The 24,160-nt window shown below is 69.7% G+C and carries 22 protein-coding genes; 10 read left to right on the top strand and 12 right to left on the bottom strand.

The features are described from left to right. The first annotated feature begins 111 nt into the window (after nt 1-111). Genes OG707_RS00595 through thpR form a run of 3 tightly spaced genes read left to right on the top strand, consistent with a single transcriptional unit; the run spans nt 112 to nt 2,161 of the window. Nucleotides 112-1,206, top strand: a complete 1,095-nt coding sequence (locus OG707_RS00595) for an NAD(P)/FAD-dependent oxidoreductase (protein ID WP_329113101.1) — start codon at nt 112-114, stop codon at nt 1,204-1,206. Nucleotides 1,207-1,237: 31 nt separating this feature from the next. After that, on the top strand, nt 1,238-1,573 hold the full coding sequence (locus OG707_RS00600) for a cystatin domain-containing protein (RefSeq protein WP_329113103.1): 336 nt from the start codon (nt 1,238-1,240) through the stop codon (nt 1,571-1,573). Between the two features lie 3 nt (nt 1,574-1,576). Then, a complete protein-coding gene (gene thpR / locus OG707_RS00605; protein WP_329113105.1) occupies nt 1,577-2,161 on the top strand; it encodes an RNA 2',3'-cyclic phosphodiesterase in 585 nt (194 codons plus the stop codon). A 28-nt stretch (nt 2,162-2,189) separates the two neighbouring features. On the opposite strand, the gene OG707_RS00610 is transcribed toward thpR, so the two are convergent. After that, entirely contained in the window at nt 2,190-3,083 is an 894-nt protein-coding gene (locus OG707_RS00610; protein WP_329113107.1) for a ParA family protein, read from the bottom strand. Then, complete coding sequence (locus OG707_RS00615; RefSeq protein WP_329113109.1) at nt 3,080-4,282, bottom strand: ParB/RepB/Spo0J family partition protein; 1,203 nt, start codon at nt 4,280-4,282, stop codon at nt 3,080-3,082. Before OG707_RS00615 ends, OG707_RS00610 begins: the two co-directional genes overlap by 4 nt. Before the next feature lie 282 nt (nt 4,283-4,564). On the opposite strand from OG707_RS00615, the gene OG707_RS00620 reads away from it, so the two are divergent. Beyond that, nucleotides 4,565-4,969, top strand: a complete 405-nt coding sequence (locus OG707_RS00620; RefSeq protein ID WP_329113111.1) for a DUF6009 family protein — start codon at nt 4,565-4,567, stop codon at nt 4,967-4,969. A 140-nt stretch (nt 4,970-5,109) separates the two neighbouring features. Here the strand turns inward: OG707_RS00620 and OG707_RS00625 are convergent, their stop codons facing one another. The 8 genes from OG707_RS00625 to OG707_RS00660 form a co-directional block, all read right to left on the bottom strand. Continuing rightward, nucleotides 5,110-5,682, bottom strand: coding sequence for a transcriptional regulator (locus OG707_RS00625; RefSeq protein ID WP_329113113.1), 573 nt, complete (start codon nt 5,680-5,682; stop codon nt 5,110-5,112). A gap of 311 nt (nt 5,683-5,993) precedes the next feature. Continuing rightward, nucleotides 5,994-7,151 (bottom strand): hypothetical protein, encoded by a 1,158-nt coding sequence (locus OG707_RS00630; RefSeq protein ID WP_329113115.1) that lies wholly within the window; start codon nt 7,149-7,151, stop codon nt 5,994-5,996. Between the two features lie 66 nt (nt 7,152-7,217). Then, entirely contained in the window at nt 7,218-8,555 is a 1,338-nt protein-coding gene (locus tag OG707_RS00635) for an alpha-glucosidase/alpha-galactosidase (protein WP_329113117.1), read from the bottom strand. Next, a complete protein-coding gene (locus OG707_RS00640; protein ID WP_329113119.1) occupies nt 8,552-9,505 on the bottom strand; it encodes a carbohydrate kinase family protein in 954 nt (317 codons plus the stop codon). Before OG707_RS00640 ends, OG707_RS00635 begins: the two co-directional genes overlap by 4 nt. A gap of 49 nt (nt 9,506-9,554) precedes the next feature. Further along, a complete protein-coding gene (locus OG707_RS00645) occupies nt 9,555-10,442 on the bottom strand; it encodes a carbohydrate ABC transporter permease (protein ID WP_329113121.1) in 888 nt (295 codons plus the stop codon). Next, nucleotides 10,439-11,398, bottom strand: coding sequence for a carbohydrate ABC transporter permease (locus OG707_RS00650; protein ID WP_329113123.1), 960 nt, complete (start codon nt 11,396-11,398; stop codon nt 10,439-10,441). Before OG707_RS00650 ends, OG707_RS00645 begins: the two co-directional genes overlap by 4 nt. An 11-nt stretch (nt 11,399-11,409) precedes the next feature. Beyond that, nucleotides 11,410-12,744, bottom strand: a complete 1,335-nt coding sequence (locus OG707_RS00655) for an ABC transporter substrate-binding protein (RefSeq protein WP_329113125.1) — start codon at nt 12,742-12,744, stop codon at nt 11,410-11,412. 66 nt (nt 12,745-12,810) lie between these two features. Continuing rightward, entirely contained in the window at nt 12,811-13,647 is an 837-nt protein-coding gene (locus OG707_RS00660) for an endo alpha-1,4 polygalactosaminidase (RefSeq protein WP_443071251.1), read from the bottom strand. A 221-nt stretch (nt 13,648-13,868) separates the two neighbouring features. Between OG707_RS00660 and OG707_RS00665 the strand changes: the two genes are divergently transcribed. After that, the gene (locus tag OG707_RS00665; protein ID WP_329113127.1) at nt 13,869-14,621 is read left to right on the top strand and encodes a DeoR/GlpR family DNA-binding transcription regulator; all 753 of its coding nucleotides are present in this window, start codon (nt 13,869-13,871) and stop codon (nt 14,619-14,621) included. On the opposite strand, the gene OG707_RS00670 is transcribed toward OG707_RS00665, so the two are convergent. Further along, a complete protein-coding gene (locus tag OG707_RS00670; RefSeq protein ID WP_329113129.1) occupies nt 14,611-15,405 on the bottom strand; it encodes an AraC family transcriptional regulator in 795 nt (264 codons plus the stop codon). The two genes, OG707_RS00665 and OG707_RS00670, sit on opposite strands and share 11 nt — an antisense overlap. A gap of 67 nt (nt 15,406-15,472) precedes the next feature. Between OG707_RS00670 and OG707_RS00675 the strand changes: the two genes are divergently transcribed. The 3 genes from OG707_RS00675 (at nt 15,473) to OG707_RS00685 (ending at nt 21,662) form a co-directional block, all read left to right on the top strand. Next, a complete protein-coding gene (locus tag OG707_RS00675) occupies nt 15,473-16,984 on the top strand; it encodes an MFS transporter (RefSeq protein WP_329113132.1) in 1,512 nt (503 codons plus the stop codon). Between the two features lie 226 nt (nt 16,985-17,210). Continuing rightward, a complete protein-coding gene (locus OG707_RS00680) occupies nt 17,211-19,409 on the top strand; it encodes a discoidin domain-containing protein (protein ID WP_329113134.1) in 2,199 nt (732 codons plus the stop codon). Between the two features lie 159 nt (nt 19,410-19,568). Beyond that, nucleotides 19,569-21,662, top strand: a complete 2,094-nt coding sequence (locus OG707_RS00685) for a galactose-binding domain-containing protein (protein WP_329127562.1) — start codon at nt 19,569-19,571, stop codon at nt 21,660-21,662. A gap of 72 nt (nt 21,663-21,734) precedes the next feature. On the opposite strand, the gene OG707_RS00690 is transcribed toward OG707_RS00685, so the two are convergent. After that, on the bottom strand, nt 21,735-23,192 hold the full coding sequence (locus OG707_RS00690; protein WP_329113136.1) for an MFS transporter: 1,458 nt from the start codon (nt 23,190-23,192) through the stop codon (nt 21,735-21,737). A 106-nt stretch (nt 23,193-23,298) separates the two neighbouring features. Between OG707_RS00690 and OG707_RS00695 the strand changes: the two genes are divergently transcribed. Further along, a complete protein-coding gene (locus tag OG707_RS00695) occupies nt 23,299-23,754 on the top strand; it encodes a MarR family winged helix-turn-helix transcriptional regulator (RefSeq protein WP_329113138.1) in 456 nt (151 codons plus the stop codon). 181 nt (nt 23,755-23,935) lie between these two features. Further along, on the top strand, nt 23,936-24,142 hold the full coding sequence (locus tag OG707_RS00700; RefSeq protein ID WP_329113140.1) for a cold shock domain-containing protein: 207 nt from the start codon (nt 23,936-23,938) through the stop codon (nt 24,140-24,142). Nucleotides 24,143-24,160 lie beyond the last annotated feature (18 nt).

The following is a 24,160-nucleotide window of genomic DNA, read 5'->3' on the forward strand; positions in this document are numbered from 1 at the left end:
AGTGCTCGTACAGCGACTCCGGGCGCCACCGACACCGGATTGCAGTTCGTACTACGAACCATTATGGTTCGTAGTACGAACTCAACTCGTCGTCCGTGGGAGCGAAAGATCATGAACCGTACAGTCGCAGTCATCGGTGGAGGCTACGGAGGCGTCGCGGTGGCCAAGGCGCTGGAAGCCGAGGCCGACGTCGTCCTCATCGACCCCCGGGACGCGTTCGTGAACGCGGCCGCGTCCCTGCGGGCACTGACCCGCCCCGACTGGGCGGGCAACATGTTCTTCCCCTTCGAGACGCTGCTCTCCCGGGGCAGGGTGATCCGCGACCGTGCGGCCTCGGTGGACCCCAGTGGCGTCACGCTCGCCTCGGGCGAACACGTCGCGGCGGACTACGTGGTCCTGGCCACCGGATCGAGCTACGCCTACCCGGCCAAGCCCGGTTCCGACGCGACCGGTGACGCGCTGGAGGACCTGCGCCTCACCCACAAGGAGCTGCTCCAGTCGGACCGGGTGCTGATTCTCGGTGCGGGGCCGGTCGGGCTCGAACTGGCCGGGGAGATCAAGGAGGTCTGGCCCGGCAAGAGGGTGACCGTCGTCGATCCCGCCGGCGAACTCCTCCCCGGTTTCCGGCCGGATCTCGCCGAGGAGCTCCGCCGTCAGCTCGACGCGCTGGGTGTCGAGGTGCTCCTGGGCGCCGGCCTGGAAACGCAGCCGGGCACCCGGGCAGGCACGTTCGGCCCCTTCACCGTCACGACTGCGGACGGCGGTGAGATCGGTGCCGACATCTGGTTCCGCGCCCATGGTGTGCGGACCAACAGCGGCTACCTCGCCGACGGAAGGCTCACCCCGCTCAACGCGCAGGGCCAGGTGCCGGTGACCGGGACGCTCAACGTCGAGGGGCACGACCACATTTACGCGGTCGGTGACATCACGGACGTCGCGGAGGCCAAGATGGCCGGCTACGCGATGCAGCACGCCGAGGTGGTGGTCGAGAACATCACCGCCCAGTTGAAGGGCGGGAAGCCCACCGCCACCTACCGGCCGACGCCCTTTCCCGTGATCCTTCTCCCGCTCGGAACGGGTGGCGGTGTGGGACAGCTGCCCTCTCCCGATGGCCCGGTCCTCGCCGAGCCGGCGATGGTCTCCGCCTACAAGGGCGCGGATCTGTTCACCGGACGCTTCATCGAGAAGTTCGGCCCCACCGTCTGAGGGCAGTATCTGGAGAACGCACAAAACGTGCATGCCGGACGAGAGGGACGGGCGGAACATGGGAGCTGCTGCGGCAGGCGGGTGGTCGGCCCTGGCGCCGAACCACAAGGATGCGGTACGTGTGGCCGGCTTCGTCCTGGCGCACCTCAACTCGGCGTCCGCCGCGGGAGGTGTCCACCGCATGGGACGGGTGGTGAGTGCCTCTCACCAGATCGTGGCAGGCAGCAACTACCGGGTGTCCTTCACCATCGATCCGGGTCCGTCCGCCCAGCTCGTGGAGGCGACCGTCTGGGAGCAGCCCTGGCTGGACCGTACGGAGGTCACCTCGCTGACTGTCGGGGCGCTCGGCGGGTGCGGTACGAATTGATCCGTGAACGAACAGATCAGGCCCGCGACCACGCGCGTCTTCATCGCCCTCGCCCCGCCCGACGACGCGAAGCAGGAACTGGCGCAGGCGCTTCGCCCGGCGTACGACGCGTACCCGCGCATGCGGTGGAACCGGATCGAGGACTGGCACATCACCCTGGCGTTCCTCGGGGAACTTCCGGTCGCGACCGTTCCGCTGCTGCGGCCGCCGCTGGCCGAACTCGCCGCCGACCGGCGGTCCGTGGAGCTGCAGTTGCGCGGGGGCGGGCACTTCGACGAGCGCGTGCTGTGGAGCGGCGTCGACGGAGACGTGGAGGCACTGCAGCTGCTGGCCGCCGAGGTGCGTGCCGCGGTCAAGGCCTGTGGGGTCGTGTTCGAGGACCGGCCGCTGCGCCCTCATCTCACGCTGGCCCGTGCCCGCCGGGATGCCCCGGCCTTCGCGGTGGAGGCCGCCGCCGGACTCGACGGTTTCGCGGGGCGCCGCTGGCCGGCGGAGCGCCTTCATCTGGTCGGCAGCAACTTCGGCCGAGGACCCGGACCCATCCACTACCGCGACATCGAGGCCTGGGACTTCATCGGCCGGACCTGAGCCCGCGTTTCCACCGGAAACGGTGCGCTCACGTCCGGCCGGTGAAGCCGAGGTGCGTCATCACCTTCCGGTAGTCGACGGCGGGGACGGAGTTGGGCAGCAGGACCGGCAGCGGGCAGGCGTCCTCGTAGAGCTTCTTCGCGTCGGCCGAGTAGCGGACGTACGGCAGCAGGACCGATCCGTACTTCGCCTCCGCCAGTTCGGTGGCGCGCCGGGCCGCGGCTTCCTTGTAGCTGGCGGTCGGCGTCCCGGTGAGCAGCATGTGCTTGAGGGTGGGCCGCCCGGGCACCGAGCGGCGGCCGCGGTTCTTCTCCCGTACCCGCTCCAGTTCCTGGATGAGCCCCGGGATCATGTTGATGTCCTTCGGGTCGGCACGGACCGAGGGGATGACGGCGTCGTCCTCGTCGAGCATCCGGATCACGGAGTACACCATCCGCCCGTAGCCGGCGGGAAAGTCGATGAAGAACATGTCGTCGTCGCCGTCGTACGAACGCAGGACGTCGGCGAACCAGTCGTAGCGGTCGATGTCCTCGGTGATGGCGGTGTCCGCGCTGGACATCGCGGCGCAGCTCGGTACGACCCGGAGGTTCGGGATCGTCTGAAACGCCTCGTCGCCGTACCCGTCGGCGATCCGGTAGCGCGCGGGCAGTGCCACCTCGTCGAGCGACGCGGTGCAGTGGATCAGATCGAGCACGGTCTTCTTGCCCTTGAGGGACGTCTCGTCGTAGCCGAGCACCTTCGTCGTCGACATGTTGCTGTCGAGGTCGAAGATCGTCGAGGGGTATCCGCGCTCGGCGGCGATGACCGCCTTGGACGTGGCGCTCGTGGTCTTGCTGGATCCGCCGCACTCGACCAGGTACGCGTACATCAGCGGCCACCGGCGCGACTTGGGGCGGAAGCGGGGTTCCACGACGCGGGTCATCGCCCCTCCCCTGCCGTGACGAGCCCGAGCTCCTTCTGCTCCCACTCGGTCTCGGGTATGTACTGGGCGTACTCCTGGAGCACCCGCAGATAGCCGATCTCGCGGCTTCCCCACGACTGGCGCCGGGCCGCCGTCCGCAGTTCCGCCGCGGCCAGCCCGCTCGCGAAGGCGGCGAGGCGTTGCCGGCCTGCGTCGCCGGAGTTCTGTACGGCGGTGAAGTAGGCGCCCGCGCTTGTCTCGTCCGGACCGTTGCGGTCGATGCGGCGCAGCCACACCAGGGCCCGCTGCTGGGCCGCGGACTGCTGGGGCGGCGCCAGGACGGCGGAGGTGAGGACACGCAGCAGCAGCTCGCTGCTGTCGTCGGACATCGGATCCACGGTCCGCAGCAGCAGCTGGCAGGCGGTGTCGCGCGCCGCGGCCGCGGCGCGGCGATCCGTCTCGTCCTGGTCCCTCGGGTACGGGGCGGTGTCGGGTTCCGCCGTCTTCGACGGCCCGGCGTTTCCGGCGGAAACGTGGCGGGCGAGGATCTGCGTCCGTGCTTCCGCAGGACGCATGCCGTCCTGGACGAGTGCGACGTACGCGCGCTGGTCGTGGTCCTCCATCCCGTTGAGGTTCTGGGCGGCGCTCACCTTCAGGCGGCCCGTGCGCAGTGCGTCCTGAACTTCCGGGGCGAGGCTGAGGAGTTGGACCCGTTTCCAGACGGTTCCCTTGGAGAGTGCGCCGTCGACGGTCTCCCCCACCTTCTCGGCGATCTGCTCGTAGGAGAGTCCGGTCGCCCGGAGCTCCTGATAGTGCTCGGCCTCCTCGAGCGGGCTCAGCTGCGAGCGGCGGAGGTTCTCGACCAGCGCGATGAGTCGGGCCGATTCGACCTTGTCGTCCTGCAGCACGCTGGGGATCGTTTTCCAGCCGAGCAGTCGGACGGCGCGCCACCGGTGCTCGCCGAAGAGGATGACATGAGGCGCCGTGATCCGGTCGGCCGTCTCCGGGTAGGCCGCGATCCAGACCTCGGCACGGATGTGGGCGATGTTCTGCAGGAGCCCCACCTCCTTGATCGTGGCGGCGAGCTCGGGCACCCCTTTCATCTCACGCCTGTTGAAGGGGTTGGGGCACAGGCTCCCGGGGTCCAGGTCGAGAGTGTCGCCGCTGTAATCCTTGTCCGTGTAGAGCACTTCCTCGGGGGCCACGACGGGCCGTGCCACGGTGCTCTTCCGCTTGGGCCTCGGGGGCATCAGTTCTCCAGGACGGCATCAGAACGTACGGCCGACCCTAGCGTTTCCGTCGGAAACGCCAACGTCCCTGCCTGGAGAATGGATCAGTTCTCGAGGGGTCCGGATGGCTGGATTGATGCGGTCCGGGCAGACGTCCGTACAGCAACTGCCGCAGATGTGATCAGCTTCAGGGGCCAACCCTGTCTCCTCCCAGACCTTCGTGTCCCCGGTGGGAGAGACTTCGGACTTGACGCCGACAGGGAGTGAGAGCGGATGAGTGCCCTCATGGAGACCGAACAGCTCGCCCACGAGACCGATCTCGTGTGGCTCGAGGACACCGCCGCCCTGGACTACGTACGGCAGAGCCTGGACCGGCTGCCGACGCGCCGCGGGAAACCCGCCTACCACCGTGCCGGCCGCATGGTCGGCTACGCGACCCTCAGCGGCGAAGCCAGGTCGTCCCGTGCCTCCGGCACCTTTCTGCGGCGGGTCTTCTGGTTGCTCCCGCACGACCGCGACGTACAGCCCGCCGGCCTGTACTCCTCGGGCGCACCGTCCGAGGCGGTCGACCCCAGGACCGTGGCGCCGCGCGTCAAGGGCTACAAGACGCAGCGCTCCGAAGGCGGCCCCGCCTCGGAGGCGATGCGCGAACTCGGCATCAGTCTCCCGAAGTCCTGACAGAGGAGGAGCATTCAGTCGCTTCAGTCGCTGTCGGGCATCCGGGACTGCGCCGACCTGTGCGTTTGGCATGATCCCCCGTCAGCGACCCGGTCGCTTCGAGTCGCTGACGGGGTGGAGCGCCGGCCGTGGGCCCCGTGTCAGGCCGCGAAGCCGACGTTCGTGACCATCTCGTACTGCCCCCACTGGCTGCCCAGGTCGGGGAGAACGTCACCGGTCCACGCGTCGTCCAGGCCCTGCTCGTCGCCGGCCGCCCAGGCGCGGACGATGCTGTCCCAGCGCCGGACGTTCATCTGCCGGTACTCCACGACCCGCTGGTGGGGGCGGGCCACCTGGGACTGGTTCAGCGGATGGATCTCCACCCGTGTACCGCCCCCGGAGTTGAGCCGCTTGAGCAGGTGCTGGGCGACGTTCTGCCGACGCACCGTCAGGTACGCCCGCTCGATCTTCTCCAGGCTGGCCCTGTTGGGGCGGCGCTTCCCCTTCAGCCAGGCATTGAGGGTGCGGTCGGTGACGGCGAGGCCCGCGGCCTTCGCTGCCGCACGGGCGTGAGGGGTACGCGTGAGGTAGTTGAGACGGGCCATGAGCCCCCTCTTGACGGTCACCGGTGTGGCGATCCCTCCGGCGAGGTCGTCGAGCCGGCGGGCGACCGCGTCACTGCCTCTGATCCCTCGAGCGCCGAACTGCCCGGGGTTGATGGTCCTCTCCGGCACTACTCCTGCACCTCCCTTGTCACCTTCACTGTCACTGTTACTGGGCACCGTGTGTGTGCGTCAGTTGCGTGCGTCAGTCTAGGTGTCGTTGACCTTGAGCCCGGTAGCGCCGCATGGGAAGTCGGAGCGCGGAGCGCTCCCCCTCACCAACACCGAGCGGGACGCGGAGCGTTCCGGTCCGGTGGGTGTGAGCGCGGAGCGCTCCAGTGCTCGACCGCCGCGTAGCGGCGGCGCGTCGTGTCTGCGGAGCAGACCGCGCGCAGGACAAAAACCGGTGAGAACAGGGGCGCGCAACGACGAGCTGGGTCATGTTATTTGCCGGGGGAATCGTCGGACGGCGCGGGCGGAGCCGCCATGGGTTCTGCGGTGATCGCGCGGCGCAGCTGTTCCATCCGGACCGGCATCGGCTCCCATCCGTACTGGCCGGCCATCAGCCAGTTGAGCGCCGTCATTCCGCGCGCGAAGGCCTGGGTCAGGCCCTGCGGGCGCAGGGAGATCCCCGGCGGGCCCGCCTTGGTCGGCACCAGCGTCACCCACAGCGCCGACCGGCCGCCGGTGAGGGGTTCGACCAGTTGCTCGCGGACCGTGAGCCAGCGCCGCAGGGCCACCCGTGTGCCCTGGCGCAGCTGGTACCACTCGACTTCGGGAAGCGGCTCCAGCTCTTCGCGTGCTGCCACGATGCGCTGGTAGGTGGCCTCGGACACCTGATGGCGCTGCCCCCACAGCACCGCCCGCGCGGACGACGGATCGACCTCGGCCAGTGCGGCGATCTCCTCCGCCCGGTTCGGAGGTGCCTTCTGCTGCCGGCGGCGCAGGCCCACCGCCCGCTCCCCCGCTGCCAGATCGGCCAGCTGCAGCGCCGCGAGCTCGCCGGAGCGCGGGGCGGCGTCGAGCACGATCGACACCATGGCCAGCAGCCGGGTCCTGTCCTCGTACGAAAGGGCCGTGCCGTCCCGCTCCAGCGGTCCCGTCGTCGCCAGCTCCGCCAGTCGCCGGTACAGAACTCCCAGCGATGCGGACCGTACAGGTGTCTTGGGCTCGGGCTGCTCCACGGAGGGGAGCCGCACGCGGGTGCCCGGCGGCAGCACCAGAGAGGCGAGGATCGCCAGGCAGTCCCGTACGATCCGCAGCGTCGCATCCGGCAGTTCGGGGTCCCGGCCGCGCTCGGGCGTCAGTGCCCGCAGCTCCCCCGCCTGCGCCAGTTCCCAGAAGGCCCGGAGCGCGGGCGGGGTGAACAACTGCGGCGCGGAACGCCGTGCCCGGTCCGGGATCTCGGAACGGCCCGTCGCCCGGTCCCACATCCCGACGACCATCCAGAGCTGACGGGCCCGGCCCTGTGACACCTTCGCCGGGATCCCGGCCGCTCCTGCGACCGGCTCCCGGTCCTCCCAGTCGCCCGTCCCCCGGGGCGCCACGCGCTCCACGACCGTGGCCAACTGCCGTACCGACGCTGCTTCGTACCGGTGCATGCCGTCAGCATGTCAGGCCTTGCTGTGCGGCGTGGGGCAGGATCACGTTATTTGCATGACGAATTCTCAGTGCCCCAGTTCGGCCCGCAGTTCGGGCGGCAGAAGGTCCGCGTGAGCGCGTACGAGGTCGTCGCACAGGTCCCAGATCCGCTCCACCGGGAGTGCGGCGGCTGTCGCCGGGTCCGTCATCGCGGCGTGCCGGATGTGGCGCGGCTCGCCGTCCGTGGCCGCGCGGACCACCAGGTCGTTGACGCTCGTGTACGTACGGTTGAGGGCGGCGCACTGCGGGGGCAGGGCGCCGATCCGGGTGGGCTGGACGCCCTGGGAGTCGGCCAGGCAGGGCACTTCGACCACGGAGTCGGCGGGCAGGTTGTCGATCAGGCCGCGGTTGGGGACGTTGCCGTAGACCGTGCGCGGGGTGCCCGTGACGAGGCTGTGGATGATCTGCGGGGCGTACTCCATGCTGGCGTCGACAGGGAGCGGGGCCCCCGAGGCGAGGGCCTGGCGGGTCTGTTCGTAACTGGCCGTGTTCTCCTCGATGATGTCCAGGTAGGCACCGACCGGCAGGCGCAGGCGCTCGATCTCGCTGTCGTGGTGCAGATACCAGGGGACGTACTCGGAGGAGTGCTCGCTGGTCTCGGTGGGGTAGTGCCCGAGTCTGCGGTACATGTCCACGCGTACGCGGCGCAACAGTCCGGGGTCCTTGGCGATGGTCTCGTCGAGGAGCGGGTAGAGGTTCTTGCCCTCGTGCTCGAACCGGAGCACCCAGGCCTGGTGGTTGACTCCGGCCGCGAGGTACGAGACCTCTTCGAAGGGGACGCCGACCAGCTCGGCGAGGTCGTGCATGGTCCAGTGGACCGAGTGGCACAGGCCGACGGTGCGCAGCTGCGGCGCGATCCGGTTCAGGTAGAGGACGTTCATCGCCATCGGGTTGGTGTAGTTCAACAGCCAGGCGTCCGGGCAGAGTTCGGCCATGTCGGCGGCGAGTGAGCGCAGTACGGGGAAGGTGCGCAGCGCGCGGAAGATGCCTCCGATGCCGAGGGTGTCGCCGATGGTCTGGCGCAGTCCGTACCGGGCGGGTACGGCGAAGTCGGTACGGGTGGCCTCGTTCATGCCGACCTGGACCATGTTGATGACGAACGTCGCGCCGTCGAGTGCACTGCGCCGGTCGGCGTGCGCGGTGATCGTCGGCTTGGCCCCGCGCTCGTCGGCGATCCGGTGGGCGGCGCCCTCGGCGGTCGCCAGCCGTTCGGCGTCGATGTCGTGCAGGGCGACATGGATGTCGGTGAGCTCGGGGAAGGCGAACAGGTCGGCGAGGAGCCCCTGGGTGAAGACGACGCTGCCCGCGCCCATGAAGACGATCTTCACTCTGCGGGCGTGGGCGGTACGGGTCTTGCCGGTCATGAGGGAACCTCCTGGTTCAAGGTGGCGGCAACGGCCTCGGCCCAGGTGGGCTGGGTCGCGGTGCCGCCGTGGCCGCGGGCGGACAGTGACCCGCAGGCGGCGGCGACGGCCAGGGCGGCCGCGGTGTCCAGGCCGCGCAGGGTCGCGGTGATGAATCCGGCGTCGAAGCTGTCGCCCGCGCCGACGGTGTCGAGCGGATCGACCGGCACTGCCGCGGCGTGTACGGGTGGTTGTGCGTCGCTGTGGGCGAGGGCCCCTTCGGCCCCGTTCTTGACGACGACGAGCGGGCCGCGGCAGGCCAACGCGGCGGCGGCGTCTGGCAGTTCGGGCTCGCCGGCGAGTGCGCGGGCCTCGGCCGCGTTCGGCAACAGGATGTCCGTGGCCCCGAGGACCGGGCGGAGCAGTTCGCGGTCCCAGCGCCCGCTCGGATCGTCGTTCGTGTCGAGGGAGGTGCTCGCGCCGTGGGAGCGGGCTGTGGCGAACACCTGGTGGAGTGACCGTGCGAGGTGCGGCATCAGGAAGAACGACGCCGCGTGGACGTGCCGTACGGATGCCAGCAGCGCCTCGGGCACGTCGGCGGGACCGGTGGCGGCGAGGCATCCGGGCGAGGTGAGGATGGCCCGGTCCCCGTCGTCGGTGGTGAGGATCGTGGTGAGGGGCGTGGGCAGTCGGGGATCGGTGTGCAGGTGCGTGACGTCGACGCCGCGCCCGGCGAGTGCGGCGCGGACGAAGGCGCCCGCGGGGTCGTCGCCGACCCGGCCGGCGAACGCCACGCGCAGTCCTAGGCGTGCGGCCCCGCAGGCCATGATCGCGGCGGAGCCGCCGAGTACCAACCCTGCGTGGTCGACGAGTTGTTCGCGCTGGCCGAAGGCGAGGGTGTGCGGCACGGGGCCGAGGACCACGTCGGGATTGGCGTCGCCGATCACGAGCAGGTCGAAGGGGGGAGACATGGCGGTTCCTTGTGCTTGCTCGGATGCGGACGAGACGGCAAGGCGGCGGTCAGCCCTTGATGCCGCTCGATGTCAGTGACTGGATGAAGGTCTTCTGGGCGAGGAGGAAGGCCACCAGGACCGGCAGTACGGTGATGAAATTGCCCGCCATGACCGCGGACCACCTCGTGTGGTGCAGGCCCTGGAAGGTGGTGAGTCCCAGCTGGAGCGTGTACTGGGTGTCGTGGTTGATGGCGATGAGCGGCCACGACAGGTCGTTCCAGGTGGCCAGGAAGGTCAGGACCGCGACGGTGGCGAGCGCGGGGCGCGCCAGCGGCATGACGATCGAGAAGAGGACGCGGAGGCGTGAACACCCGTCGATCCAGGCGGCTTCCTCGATCTCCCTGGGCAGTGCGAGGAAGAACTGCCGGAACAGGAAGACGGCGAACGGCGTGACCAGCGAGGGCACGATCAGCGCGCCCAGTGTGTCGATGAGCCCCAGTTCCTTCATCACGAGGAAGGTCGGGATCATGGTCAGCTGGAACGGGATGACCATCGTCGCCAGCATCAGCCCGAGCAGCAGCCTCGACCCGGCGAAGCGCATCCGGGCGAAGGCATAGCCGCCGAGCGCGCCCAGCAGCAGGTTCGACACCACCGCGGTGCCCGCCACGATGAAGGAGTTGGCGAACCAGCGCGGGAACATGGCGTTGCCGAGGACGTACCGGTATCCGCCGAGGTCGATGCCGTGCGGCCACAGCGCGGGCGGGAACCGGTTGATCTCGGCGTTGCTCATCACCGAGCTGAGCAGCAGCCAGACCAGGGGCAGCGCGAATCCCAGCGACAGGGGCGCGAGCAGCAGGTGCCAGGCGCTGAAGGGCAGTCGCCGGCGCCGTACGCCGCCCACCGCGGCCGGGGCGACGGCCCGGCGTGGTTCTCGTACCGCTGCGGTCGTGGTCATCGGACGGCTCCTTCCGTACGGTTCTGGCGGCGCCGGTGGAGGTGGAGTGCGGCGCCCGCGAGGAGCAGGGCGAGCGCGAGTACGTAGGCGGCGGACGCCCCGTATCCGGCGGTGAACATCTGGAAGGCCTGTTCCCAGACGAAGTAGACGATGACGGTCGTCGATCCGAGGGGTCCGCCCTTGGTGGTGACGTAGACCAGGTCGAAGACCTGCAGGGCGGCGATCAGCTGCCACAGCAGCAGGAAGACGGTGACCGGGGTGAGCGTCGGCAGGGTGATGTGGCGCAGTACGGTCCAGCGGCCCGCGCCGTCGAGGCGGGCGGACTCCACGAGTTCGGGCGGTACGTCCTGCAGGGCGGCGAGGTAGACGATGACGCAGAATCCGACGCCGCTCCACAGCGAGATGATCACGAGCAGGTACAGCGCCTGGCCGGGGTCGGAGAGGAAGCCCTGCGGGGAGATGCCGAGTGTGTGCAGAAGGGAGTTGGCGACGCCGAATTCGGGGTCGAGGATGAAGGAGAAGAGCACGCCCTGGGCCGCCGCGGAGACGACGAACGGGATGAAGATCAGGGTGCGGTAGATGCCGATGAACCTGATTCTGCGGTTCAGCGCCAGGGCCAGGGCGAGGCCGCCCACCAGGCTCAGCGGTACGTAGAGCGCCGCGTACAGGAGCGTATTGCCCACGGCGGTGTGGAAGTTGGGGTCCTGCACGAGGGCGCGGTAGTTGTCGAGGCCCACCCAGCGGCCCGGGGTGACGAGGTCGTCGGCCCGGAACGACAGCAGCAGGGACCAGATGACGGGGACGATGCTCAGGCCGAGGATGACGATCACCGAGGGGCTGAGGAATCCCCAGGCGGTGGCGGATTCCCGGCGCGCCCGGCGGCGGCTCGCCGTGGGGCGGGCGACGGTGCTGTGCCGGGCGGGCGCGAGGGTGACCGCGCGGGGCAGTGGTGACATGACGGCCTTCCTCATCGGGGTATCAGCAGGGCCGCGTTGGCCGTGTCGGCACAGGTGCGCAGGGCCTGGGACGGAGACCTCCGGCCCAGGAGTACGGAGACGACGGCCTCGCCCAGCGCCATCGAGATCTGCGGGTACGCCGCGTGGATGGGTCTGACCCGGGCGGATGCGAGGGCGTCGGTGAACACCTGGAGGCCCGTCGTCCGTGCCGAGTGCTGTTTCCACTCCGGGCGTCGCGCGGTGGCGGTGGTCAGCGGGAGGCTTCCGGCCTGGATGTCCCAGCGGACGTCCTGCTCGGGCCGGTTCATCCAGCTGACGAATTCGATGGCGGCGCGGGAGCGCGCGGAGCCGTTGTCGAACACGGTCCAGGTGTCGGGGCCCGAGATGGTGACAGGGCGCCCGGTGTAGGTGGGCAGCGGCACCACGCCGTAGTCGATCTTCGCGTCGATGATGTCGGGGAGCTGCCAGGGGCCGGTCGCCACCATCCCCATCCGCCCGCTCAGGAAGACCTTGTACATCTGCTCGCTGCCGGGCTTGGGGTCGATGTAGACGCTCTTGTCGTCGGCCAGTCGAGCCAGCGTGGCGAGCGCCCGTTCGCCCTGGTCCGCGAAGCCGATGCTGTGCCCGTCGTCCGCGACGACGTCGCCGCCCAGGTCCCAGATCATCGGCCACATCCGCCAGGTGGTGTCCTCGTCGCCGACGCCGGGCCAGCCCGTTCCGAAGACGCCGCGGCCGGAGTCGGTCAACTTCCCGGCGGTGTCGAGGAATTCGTCCCAGGTCCAGCCCTCCTCGGGGTACGGGATCCCGGCCCGGCGGAACAGCGCCTTGTTGTAGACGACGGCCAGCGCGTCGAGCACCGCGGGGGCGGCCCGCACTTTTCCGTTGAGGGTGACGGCCTCCCGTACCGGAGCCCAGTAGTCCGTCCAGGGCGTCGCGCCGCCGCGCAGTGCCGACGTCAGGTCGACGACGCGGGGGCTGCGGGCGATGCTGGCCAGGTCCGAGCCGAAGACGTAGGCGATGTCCGGGTACGAGCCGGAGGCCAGCGCGGCCGTCACCTTCTGCAGCATGGCGTCGGCGAGCACCCCGCCGCCGCCCGGGTCCACCCGGATCCGGGGGTGGGTGCGGTTGAACTCCGCGACCAGCGACTCGACGGCCTTCCTGGCGGTGTCGGTCTGGCCGTGCCAGAGCTCGACGGTGACCGTGCCGTCCGCTGCGACGCCGCCGGCCCCCGAGCCCGCGCAGCCGCTGACGAGCGCCGCACCCGCGGTGCCCGCGGCGAACGCCGCCCCGCCGCGCAGGAGTCGGCGGCGGTCGAGTGGTGTCGGTGCACCGCGGATACGGGTCATGACGTACTCCTTGCAGACGTGCGGGAGGGGGGCGTACGAGCGGCGCGGGTGCCGGTGGGGGGTGCGTCAGCAGGTCTTGCGCACGTATCCGGAGCTGCCCGGGGTGGTCACGTCCACGTCCCGGCGCACGATGCTGAGCTTGCTGCCCCAGCCCGCGCAGGCCTTTTTGAGCCCGCCGGCCGTGTATTCGATGACGATCACGTGATCGCCGAAGGCGGCCGTGTAGTCGCCGCACTCGTCGTACTGTCCGCACTCCTCGGCGACCGCGAAGTCGAGGCCGGTCTGGGTCCTGCTGCCGGCGAGTTCCGCGGTGTTCTTCTGGCCGATGGCCAGGTTCCTGGAGTGTGCGTGTGCGGAGAGCAGGGTGATGAAGGCCTTGGCGTTGTTGGCCGTGAGCAGGCCCTGGGAGCGGGTGTAGCTGTCGTAGTTGTCGGGCTCGACGGCGTTGAAGCCCTTGTCGGCGCAGCCGTCGATCCACTGGTCGACCTGTGCGGCGACCCGGTCGCGCTTGGCGGCGGTGCCGATGTCGAGGAGCGCCTCGCCCCAGTCCGGGTCCATGACGACGTCGCCGTTCGCGTCCCGCAGGAGCAGGTCGGCGGGCCACTGGCTCTGTTCGCCCGGCTGGACCTGGAAGGCGTTGACGTAACAGATGTTGTAGAGGCCTGGCGCGAGGGCCGCCGTACGGTCGCGGCTGACGACCTGGACACCGGCGGGCGGGGTGTAGGCGCCGCCGATCTGGTAGTCGAACCCGGCGTGAACCGGAGGCAGGGGCACGGTGGCGGCGTCTGCCGGGGAGGCGGTGGCGGCGGAGAGCGCGGCGGCGGCTGTGGCGCCGGCCAGGGCTGCGGCGGCCCAGGGGCGCCGGAAACGCGAAACGGTATTGACGGGCACGGTGAGCTCCATCAATCGCGGGTACGACCCCGCCTCGGACGCTTCTGCGATCCTGGCGACTTTGGCCGGGCTTGGGACTCGGTCCCGCTACCGGCTGGGCGCACCTCTGGGTGCCGGGCTGCACGCCCAGGGCACTTGGCAGGATCAAAGCGCGTAGGAATGCTCGCGTCAAGGCCTCAAGCCCTGCCGAATGAGCAGTTCTGCGCAGAACTGCGCAGGGATACGCTGCACTCATGCTCAAGACGGAGCGGCTGAACCGCATCATCGATCACGTCTCCGCCGCGGGCAGCGCGGACGTCCATGTGCTGGTGGAACTCCTCGGTGTCTCCGGCGCCACGGTCCGCCGTGACCTGCAGACGCTGCATGAACAGGGGCTCGTGCAGCGCACTCACGGCGGCGCCGTGACGGCCGAGTCGGAACTGCCGCTGCGCCATCGCGCCGGCAGGCAGCAGGCCGAGAAGCAGCGCATCGCCGTGGCGGCGGCCGCACTCGTGCCCGACGGCGCCGTGGTCGGACTGACCGGAGGCACCACGGTCACCGAGGTCGCACGGGTGCTGGCGGGGCGCAGCGGTCTCACCGTGGTGACCAATGCGGTCAACATCGCGGCGGATCTGGTGGTACGGCCCGACATCCAGCTCGTCGTCGTCGGAGGCAATGCCCGCTCCGAGAGTTACGAACTGGTGGGTCCTGCCGCCGAGCGGATGCTGGACGAGTACCACCTGGACATCAGTTTCATCGGGGTCGACGGCCTCACGACCGGTCAGGGCTGCAGTACGCACGACCAGATGGAGGCGCACACGGACCGGGCGTTCCTGCGCAACAGCACCCGTGCGGTCGTGGTCGCGGACGGTACGAAGATCGGCAGGACGACATTCGCCAAGATCTGTCCGCTCGCGGACATCAGCGCGGTGGTGACCGACAGCGGCGCGGACGGCGCGGAGCTCGATGCCGTCCGGGCGATGGGCATCGAGGTCCTCACCGTGTGACGGCGCGGATCGCGCGCGGGGACGCGCCCAGCTCCCGTCGGCACGCCTTGTTGAAGGCCTGCAGGTCCGCGATGCCGACCGAGGCCGCGACGGCCGGGATCGAGAGCGTCGACGCGCGCAGGAGATGCCTGGCCTGCTCCATCCTGCGGCGCCTGATGTACGCGACCACCGTGACACCCAGCTCGGCCCGGAACAGCCGGATGAGGTGGTTGTGCGAGACCCCCGCGGCGAGTGCCACTTCGGGCACGGTCAACGGCTCCGCCAGGTGCGCCTCGACATGGGCGACGGCCGAGGCGACGGGTCCCGACCCGCGCTCGGCTCCCCCGCCGGGCGCGGCGAGTTCGGCGACCCGCCACAGCGCCGCCCAGACTTCGGCGCAGGCCCGGGCGTGGTTGCGCGGCGCGACCGCGACGGCCTGCTGCAGGAGGTCGGCGAGCACCGGCGCGCGGGCGCCCGCGTTCTGCATGACGGGGACGATCGACCGCGGGCCGGAGTCAGGGATTTCGAGGTGCGCGTACAGATGCTCGGACCGGCCCCGGTAGCGGTACTCCACCAGGGCTCCGGGCGGCGCCAGGCTGACATGCCCCGGCCGGATCGCGTACACGGCGCCGTCGACGGTGAGCTCGCCCTCGTACCGGTAGAGGTGCAGCTGCCACAGGTCCGGCAGCCGGAACACCTCGCGCAGGGCCGACGTACCGTGCACGCCGACGCCCACGCTCGCCACGCGCGGCGGCCGGTCCAGGCAGATCCGGACGAGGCCGTCGGCCGCAGTGGGTCCTGTCATCGTGGAATCGTACGCACCCGCTCCGACGGGAGGGCGATATCAACCCATTCATGGTGTTCTGTTACCTATGAGTGAAGCCCGAGAGCCGGCAGGCGCAGTTTCCGCAGGTCAGGACGGAGAGCCTGACAGCCGCCGGTGGTGGGGGCTCTCCGTCATCGCCCTCGCACAGCTCATGGTCGTCCTCGACGCGACCATCGTGAACATCGCCCTGCCCTCCGCCCAGCGCGAGCTCGGCCTCACCAACGGCAACCGCCAGTGGGTCATCACCGCGTACACCCTGGCCTTCGGCGGACTGCTGCTGCTCGGCGGCCGCGTCGCCGACATGGTCGGCCGCAAGCGGACCTTCATCATCGGGCTCATCGGCTTCGCGGGCGCCTCCGCGATCGGCGGCGCCGCCACCGGACCGGGCATGCTGTTCGCTGCCCGGGCCCTCCAGGGCGTCTTCGCCGCCGTACTCGCGCCCTCCGCCCTCTCGCTCCTCACCACGACCTTCACGGACGGAAAGGAGCGAGCAAAGGCCTTCGGGATCTACGGGGCGATCGCGGGCGCGGGCGGCGCGCTCGGCCTGCTGCTCGGCGGCATCCTCACCCAGTACCTCGACTGGCGCTGGTGCCTGTACGTCAACGTGCCCATCGCCGCACTCGCCGTCTTCGGCGCCCTCTCACTGCTGCACGACCGCGCGGGCCACAAGGAGGCCCGCCTGGACATCCCCGGCGCGATCCTCGGCTGCGGCGGGCTCGTCGCCGTCGTCTACGGACTGAGCGAGGCGGAGTCGAAGGGCTGGACGTCGGCCACGGTGCTCGGCCTCCTCATCGGCGGCGTGGTGCTGCTCGCCGCGTTCACCTGGTGGCAGTCCCGGGCGGCGAACCCCCTGTTGCCTCTGCACATCATCAAGAACCGCAACCGCGGCGGCTCCATGCTCACCATGGGGCTGGCGACCATCGGCATGTTCGGCCTGTTCCTGTTCATGACGTACTACCTCCAGAACATCCTCGGCTACTCGCCCCTGAAGACCGGCTTCGCGTTCCTCCCGGTGTCGATCGCGATCATCATCGGGTCGACGCAGATCTCCGCCCGGCTGCTCCATCACGTACCGCCGCGGCTCCTGATGGGGCCGGGCCTGCTGCTCGCCGCGGCCGGACTCTTCACGCTGACGTTCCTCGACACGCACTCGAGCTACGCCGCGCACATCCTGCCGGGGATGCTGATGCTGGGCCTCGGCATGGGCCTCACGTTCATGCCCGTGATGGCGACGGCCACCGCGGGCGTCGCCCCGCAGGACTCGGGGGTCACGTCGGCGAGCGTCAACACCGCGCAACAGGTGGGCGGTTCGGTCGGAACGGCGCTGCTCAACACCATCGCGACGACGACCACGGCCACCTACCTCACCAGCCATCTGGGAGCGGCGGCGCGCACGGGGCAGCTGACACCGGCCCTGAAGGCCGAGATCACCGACACCGGTGTGGTGCACGGCTTCACGGTCGCCACCGGATGGGCCGCCCTGATCATGCTCGCCGGATCGGTGGTCGCCATGGTCCTGGTCACGGCCCGCGCACCCCGCGACACCCACACGCCCTGAACGAAGGAACCGCCAAGAACCGGCCCAACCCCCCTTTCTTCGTTGAAGAGTTGAAGGGAAGGGGGGATTCATGACGTGCAGCGATGCAATCCGGCCACGTACCTCTACAGGACCTTAAAGCAGTCCCTGCACGACTCTTGACCCCGGCAGTGCGCGCGGGCCAGCATCTGGCCACTGGAGAGCGCTCTCCAGATGTGTTCCTCCCCCAATCGAGGAGAACAGCCCCATGCGCACAACTCCCGCACAGTTCGCGCCCCCTCCCCACAGACCCGCCTCCGCCCCGCGCCGGGGGCTCGCCGGCGCCGTGGTCACCGCCCTGGTCGCAGCCCTGCTGCTCTTCGTCCCCGCCGCCGCGTCGCACGCGGCCGCTCCCGTACTCCTCTCCCAGGGGAAGCCCGCCACCGCGTCGTCGCTGGAGGGCGCGGGCTACCCCGCCTCCGCGGCCGTCGACGGCAATACGACGGGCACCCGCTGGGCCAGCGCCTTCTCCGACCCGCAGTGGATCCAGATCGACCTCGGCGCCAGCGCATCCGTCAGCCAGGTCGTGCTGAAGTGGGAGGCCGCGTACGCGAAGGCGTACCGCATCGAGTTCTCCACCGACGCCGGTTCATGGACGACGGCGTACTCGACGACCACGGGTGCAGGCGGCACCGAGACGCTCAATGTCTCGGGCTCGGCACGCTACGTCCGGATGTACGGCACGACCCGCGCCACCGGATACGGCTACTCCCTCTGGGAGTTCCAGGTGTACGGGACCGCCGGTGACGGCGGCGGCCCCACCATCCCCGGCGGGGGCGACCTCGGCCCGAACGTGCTGGTCTTCGACCCCTCGACCCCCAACATCCAGGCCACGGTGGACGATGTCTTCCACCAGCAGGAGTCGGCGCAGTTCGGCACGGCCCGCAAGGCGCTGCTCTTCAAGCCGGGCACGTACAACAACATCAACGCCCAGATCGGCTTCTACACCTCGATCGCGGGTCTCGGCCTCAACCCCGACGACACGACCTTCAACGGTGATGTGACCGTCGACGCGGGCTGGTTCAACGGCAACGCCACCCAGAACTTCTGGCGCTCCGCGGAGAACCTGGCCCTCAACCCGGTCAGCGGGACCGACCGCTGGGCCGTCTCGCAGGCCGCACCGTTCCGCAGGATGCACGTCAAGGGCGGACTGAACCTGGCGCCGTCCGGCTACGGCTGGGCGAGCGGCGGCTACATCGCCGACAGCAAGATCGACGGTTCCGTCGGCAACTACTCGCAGCAGCAGTGGTACACCCGCGACAGTTCGATCGGCGGCTTCTCCAACGGCGTCTGGAACCAGGTGTTCTCCGGCGTCCAGGGCGCGCCCGCGCAGGCCTTCCCGAACCCGCCGTACACGACGCTCGACTCCACCCCGGTCTCCCGCGAGAAGCCCTTCCTCTACCTGGACGGCAACGACTACAAGGTGTTCGTCCCCGCCAAGCGCACCAATGCGCGCGGCGTTTCGTGGGGCGGCACCCCGCAGGGCACGTCGATCCCGCTGAGCCAGTTCTACGTCGTGAAGGCGGGCGCCACCGCGGCCACCATCAACGCCGCGCTGGCCCAGGGTCTCAACCTGCTCTTCACACCCGGCGTTTACCACGTCGACCAGACGATCACCGTCAACCGCGCCAACACGGTCGTCCTGGGCCTCGGCCTCGCGACGATCATCCCCGACAACGGTGTGACGGCGATGAAGGTCGCCGACGTGGACGGCGTGAAGCTGGCCGGATTCCTCATCGACGCCGGCCCGGTCAACTCCCCGACGCTGCTGCAGGTCGGCCCGGCCGGTTCGTCCGCGAGCCACGCGGACAACCCGACCACCGTGCAGGACGTCTTCGTCCGCATCGGCGGCGCGGGCGCCGGCAAGGCCACCACCAGCATGGAGATCAACAGCAACAACACGATCATCGACCACACCTGGCTGTGGCGCGCCGACCACGGCACCGGGGTCGGCTGGGACACCAACCGCGCCGACTACGGGCTCACCGTGAACGGCAACGACGTCCTGGCCACAGGGCTGTTCGTCGAGCACTTCAACAAGTACGACGTCCAGTGGAACGGCGAACGCGGCCGGACGATCTTCTTCCAGAACGAGAAGTCGTACGACGCCCCCAACCAGGCCGCCGTGCAGAACGGCAGCACCCGGGGCTTCGCCGCCTACAAGGTCGCCGACTCCGTGAACACCCACGAGGGCTGGGGCCTGGGCAGTTACTGCTACTACAACGTGGCGCCCGGCATCATCCAGGACCACGGCTTCGAGGCCCCGGTCAAGGCGGGCGTGAAGTTCCACGACCTGCTCGTGGTCTCCCTCGGCGGCAACGGGCAGTACGCGCACGTCATCAACAACACCGGTTCGCCCACCTCGGGCACCGGGACGACCCCGTCCAACGTGGTCTCGTTCCCCTGATCACCCTCCCCAGGCAGAGCGCTCTCCCGCCGCTGGGCGGGAGAGCGCCCCTCCCCCACTTCTCCGCCAGGAGCCCCTGTGCACAGACCACCCGCAGTGGTGTCCGGAAGACCCCGGACCCTTCCTCTGATCCTCACCCTCGGCGCCCTGCTCGCGTCGATGCTCACCTTCATGTCCGCCCCTCGCGCGGCAGCGGCCGACTCCCTGCTCTCCCAGGGCAAGCCCGCCACCGCCTCCTCGACCGAAGGCGCGGGTTACGCGGCGTCCCTCGCCGTCGACGGCGATCTGACCGGCACCCGCTGGGCGAGCGCCTGGTCCGACCCGCAGTGGCTCCAGGTCGACCTCGGCCAGAGCTACAACCTCAGCCGTGCCGTGCTCACTTGGGAGGGCGCCTACGGCAAGGGCTACCAGATCCAGGCCTCCGACAACGGCACGGACTGGCGCACCGTCAGCACTGTGACCAACGGCGACGGCGGCACCGACGACCTCGCGCTCTCCGGCTCCGGACGGTACGTACGGATGTACGGAACCGTCCGCCCCGGCGGATACGGCTACTCCCTCTGGGAGTTCCAGGTGTACGGATCGGGCGGCGGCACCACTCCCCCGCCCACCGGAGCGGTCGCGGTGACCGGCACGCAGGGGAACTGGCAGCTCAAGGTCGGCGGGCAGCCGTACACCGTCAAGGGGTTGACCTGGGGTCCCTCGGTCGCCGACGCACCCAAGTACATGCCCGACGTGAAGTCGATGGGCGCCAACACCATCCGCACCTGGGGCACCGACGGCACCACCAAGCCGCTGCTCGACTCGGCGGCCGCCAACGGCATCAAGGTCATCAACGGTTTCTGGCTGCAGCCCGGCGGCGGTCCCGGCAGCGGCGGATGCGTCAACTACGTCACCGACACCACGTACAAGAACAACTCGCTGACCGAGTTCGCCAAGTGGGTCGACGCCTACAAGAGCCACCCCGCGACGCTGATGTGGAACGTCGGCAACGAGTCGGTCCTCGGTCTGCAGAACTGCTACAGCGGCGCCGAGCTGGAGAACCAGCGCAACGCCTACACGTCCTTCGTGAACGACGTCGCCAAGAAGATCCACTCGATCGACCCCGACCACCCGGTCACCTCGACCGACGCCTGGACCGGCGCCTGGCCCTACTACAAGCGCAACGCCCCCGACCTCGACCTGTACTCGATGAACTCCTACAACAAGGTCTGCGACGTACGCACCGACTGGCAGGCCGGCGGCTACACCAAGCCGTACATCATCACCGAGACGGGTCCCGCCGGTGAGTGGGAGGTGCCGAACGACGTGAACGGCGTCCCCGACGAGCCGACCGACGTCCAGAAGGCCGCCGGTTACACCAAGGCGTGGAACTGCATCACCGGGCACGCGGGCGTCGCGCTGGGCGGGACGCTCTTCCACTACGGCACCGAGCACGACTTCGGCGGCGTGTGGTTCAACCTGATCTCCGGAGACCTGCGCCGGCTGTCTTACTACGCCGTGAAGAAGGCCTATGCAGGTTCGACGGCCGGGGACAACACCCCTCCGGTGATCTCCAACATGACGGTCACGCCCGCGACTTCGGCCCCGGCCGGAAAGGAGTTCACCGTCCAGGCGAACATCAGCGACCCGGACAACGACACGATCACCAACAAGATCTTCCTCAGCGGCAACTACGCCAACGGCGAGAAGGCCTTGGTACCGGCAACCTGGCGCTCCACCGGCAACGGCACCTTCGCCGTCACCGCGCCGGAGAAGCTGGGAGTCTGGAAGGTCTACATCCAGTCGGAGGACGGGCACGGCAACGCGGGCATCGAGACCAAGTCCGTGAAGGTCGTGGCACCGCCCGTCTCCGGCACCGATCTGGCGCTCGGCCGGCCGACCACCGCGTCCTCGTACCAGACGGACCCGACGGGCGGCTGCCCGTGCACCCCGGCGATGGCCACGGACGGCAACGGTTCCTCGCGCTGGGCCAGCGACTGGAGCGACCCGCAGTGGATCCAGGTGGACCTCGGTTCGTCAAAGACGATCCGCCAGCTCCAGCTGGTCTGGGATCCGGCCTACGGCAAGTCGTACGAGGTGCAGGTCTCGGACGACGGCACCAACTGGCGGTCCGCGTACTCCACCACGACCGGCAACGGTGACGTCGACTCGATCGCCGTCAACGCGTCGGGGCGGTACGTGCGGCTGAACCTGACCGCACGCGGCACGGGTTGGGGATACTCGCTCTACCAGTTCGGCGTCTACAGCTGACGCACCGGTCTCCGGTGCGCAGGCGGAGCCGTCGCCCGGCGGCGACGGCTCCGCGTTCTTCTCCCGCGCAGGTCAGGCCTGGACCGTGGCCTGTTCCGGGGCGGGGCTGGTGCCGTCCTTCTCGCTGTCGGCCGCCGCGTTCCGTACGGCCGGGATGAGCGCCGCGATCGCCGCGGCGACCAGGGCGACGCCGCAGCCGAGCATCAGCCCCGTACGGAAGCCGTTCTCGGAGGTGAAGCTGTGGCCGCCGACGGTGACGGTCATGTGCGAGAGGACCACACCGATGACAGCGGCACCGACCGAGGTGCCGAGCGCGCGCATCAGCGTGTTGAACCCGTTGGCGGCGGCGGTCTCGGTGAGCGGGACCGAGCTCATGATGAGTGCGGGCATCGCACCGTACGCAAGGCCCACGCCACTGCTGGTCACCATGGACACCAGCATCAGCCCCCAGGCGGAGCCCATCAGCGCCAGCGAGAGACCGTAGCCGCCCGCGACGACCAGGACGCCGGAGACCAGGGTGAACTTCGGGCCGCGGGCGTCGGTGAGTTTTCCGCCGAGCGGGGAGACGATCATCATCATGAGGCCGCCGGGCGCCATCCAGAGGCCGGACGCGAGCATCGACTGACCCAGGCCGTAGCCGGTGGCCGAAGGGAACTGCAGCAGCTGAGGCGTGATCAGCATGCTGGCGTACATGCCGAAGCCGACGAAGACCGAGGCGAGATTGGTCATCAGAACGCGCGGGCGGGCGGTGGTGCGCAGGTCGACCAGCGGGTCCCTGGTCCGCAGCTCCCACAGGCCCCAGGCGACCAGCACCACGACGGCGGCGGCGAACAGACCGAGCGTGGTGGCCGAACCCCAGCCCCAGTCGGCGCCCTTGGAGACGGCGAGCAGCAGACAGACCAGACCGGCACCGAGGCCGAGTGCGCCGAGCACGTCGAAGCGCTGGCCCTTGGCGCCGGCCGGCACGTCGGGGATCAGGAACCAGATCAGCAGGGCGACCACCGTGGCCAGACCGGCGGAGCCCCAGAAGAGGACGCGCCAGCTCGCGTACTGGGCGACCGCGGCGGCGATCGGCAGGCCGAGGGCACCGCCGATTCCCATCGAGGCGCTGACCAGTGCGATGGAGGAGCTGAGCTTCTCCGCGGGGACCACGTCACGCAGGAGCGCGATGCCCAGCGGCAGCATGCCCATGCCCATCCCCTGCAGACCGCGCCCGACGATCATCGGGACGACGGACGAGGAGAGCGCGCACACCACGGAGCCGGCCACCAGCGGCACGGCGCACACCAGAAGCATCCGGCGCTTGCCGAGCATGTCGCCCAGTCGCCCCGAGACCGGCACGCAGACGGCCGACACCAGCAGGGTCGCGGTGATCACCCACGCGGCGTTCGACGGCGTCGTGTTCAGGATCTGCGGCAGCTCCGCGATGAGCGGGGTGACCAGGGTCTGCATGATGGCCGCCGTCGTGCCGGCGAAAGCCAGCGTGGCGACTATCGCGCCTGCGCGGTCTGATGGCTGGGGGGCACCCATCCGGGACTCCTCGGGTGTTCGTCGGGGCGAGCTCGTGCATCGTACATGCCATGTGCACTGTGCACATCACATGTCCCCTGCACAGGCCTGTGAGAGGATCGGCCCCATGATCAGGCCCACGCATGAGGTCGAGTACGAACAGATGCTCCTCAGCCGCCACGGCCTCCTGCAGAACAAGGGCGGCCGCCGCAAGGACGGCCTGATGGACCGCAGCGCCTACATCCTGCTCAGCCGCGTCCGCGTCCAGGGGCCGATGTCGATCGGCGAGTTGAGCGACGCCTTCGGACTCGACGCCTCCACGCTCAACCGGCAGACCGCGGCGGCGATGCGCGCCGGGCTCGTGGAGCGCATCGCCGACCCCGGGGGCGGCATGGCACGGAAGTTCCGGATCACCGACGAGGGCGCACGCATGCTCGACGAGGAGCGCGAGGGCCTCGTCCACTCACTGGAACAGGTCATGGCCGACTGGTCGGACGAGGACATCGCCGGATTCGCCTCGTACCTGCGGCGCTTCAACACCGACATCGAACGGCTCGGCGGCCGTCCCTGGCCGCGCCCTTAGCCCTGCGCGAAGGTGCGGAGCCGGGGTTCTTGCGTTGCGATGGCCGAAGGAGAGACGCGCTCCGGCCACGCCTCCGCCGTGCGCCGTACGCGCTCCCGGACGGCACGAAGAGGTGGTTTGCCCCATACCTGCCACAGCGCCGGTCATGCGCCTCCTGAGGAACTCGGCAAGGAGCAGAGCCATGAGCGAACGATGCGAGGGTGTCGTGGAGTACTTCAACCGCAAGGAGGGCTACGGATTCATCGTTCCCTTCGAGCAGAACGACAGGCTGTATGTGCGACGCGCGGACATCGAGGGACCCACCAAAACCCTGTCCGAGGGCCAGCACGTGTCGTTCACCGTCGAACTCGGCCAGGGGCGCTGCGAAGCGCGCACCGTACGCCCTTGAATGCGGGCAACACGGCTA

This window comes from Streptomyces sp. NBC_01465 (assembly GCF_036227325.1).
GTDB lineage: Bacteria > Actinomycetota > Actinomycetes > Streptomycetales > Streptomycetaceae > Streptomyces.

Excerpts from the sequence above, each read along its gene's own strand:
- OG707_RS00595 (WP_329113101.1), top strand. The coding sequence starts at position 112 with ATGAACCGTACAGTCGCAGTCATCGGTGGAGGCTACGGAGGCGTCGCG.
- OG707_RS00600 (WP_329113103.1), top strand. The coding sequence starts at position 1,238 with ATGCCGGACGAGAGGGACGGGCGGAACATGGGAGCTGCTGCGGCAGGC.
- OG707_RS00610 (WP_329113107.1), bottom strand. The coding sequence starts at position 3,083 with ATGACCCGCGTCGTGGAACCCCGCTTCCGCCCCAAGTCGCGCCGGTGG.
- OG707_RS00620 (WP_329113111.1), top strand. The coding sequence starts at position 4,565 with ATGAGTGCCCTCATGGAGACCGAACAGCTCGCCCACGAGACCGATCTC.
- OG707_RS00630 (WP_329113115.1), bottom strand. The coding sequence starts at position 7,151 with ATGCACCGGTACGAAGCAGCGTCGGTACGGCAGTTGGCCACGGTCGTG.
- OG707_RS00635 (WP_329113117.1), bottom strand. The coding sequence starts at position 8,555 with ATGACCGGCAAGACCCGTACCGCCCACGCCCGCAGAGTGAAGATCGTC.
- OG707_RS00640 (WP_329113119.1), bottom strand. The coding sequence starts at position 9,505 with ATGTCTCCCCCCTTCGACCTGCTCGTGATCGGCGACGCCAATCCCGAC.
- OG707_RS00645 (WP_329113121.1), bottom strand. The coding sequence starts at position 10,442 with ATGACCACGACCGCAGCGGTACGAGAACCACGCCGGGCCGTCGCCCCG.
- OG707_RS00650 (WP_329113123.1), bottom strand. The coding sequence starts at position 11,398 with ATGTCACCACTGCCCCGCGCGGTCACCCTCGCGCCCGCCCGGCACAGC.
- OG707_RS00655 (WP_329113125.1), bottom strand. The coding sequence starts at position 12,744 with ATGACCCGTATCCGCGGTGCACCGACACCACTCGACCGCCGCCGACTC.
- OG707_RS00660 (WP_443071251.1), bottom strand. The coding sequence starts at position 13,647 with ATGGAGCTCACCGTGCCCGTCAATACCGTTTCGCGTTTCCGGCGCCCC.
- OG707_RS00665 (WP_329113127.1), top strand. The coding sequence starts at position 13,869 with ATGCTCAAGACGGAGCGGCTGAACCGCATCATCGATCACGTCTCCGCC.
- OG707_RS00670 (WP_329113129.1), bottom strand. The coding sequence starts at position 15,405 with ATGACAGGACCCACTGCGGCCGACGGCCTCGTCCGGATCTGCCTGGAC.
- OG707_RS00675 (WP_329113132.1), top strand. The coding sequence starts at position 15,473 with ATGAGTGAAGCCCGAGAGCCGGCAGGCGCAGTTTCCGCAGGTCAGGAC.
- OG707_RS00680 (WP_329113134.1), top strand. The coding sequence starts at position 17,211 with ATGCGCACAACTCCCGCACAGTTCGCGCCCCCTCCCCACAGACCCGCC.
- OG707_RS00685 (WP_329127562.1), top strand. The coding sequence starts at position 19,569 with ATGCTCACCTTCATGTCCGCCCCTCGCGCGGCAGCGGCCGACTCCCTG.
- OG707_RS00690 (WP_329113136.1), bottom strand. The coding sequence starts at position 23,192 with ATGGGTGCCCCCCAGCCATCAGACCGCGCAGGCGCGATAGTCGCCACG.
- OG707_RS00695 (WP_329113138.1), top strand. The coding sequence starts at position 23,299 with ATGATCAGGCCCACGCATGAGGTCGAGTACGAACAGATGCTCCTCAGC.
- OG707_RS00700 (WP_329113140.1), top strand. The coding sequence starts at position 23,936 with ATGAGCGAACGATGCGAGGGTGTCGTGGAGTACTTCAACCGCAAGGAG.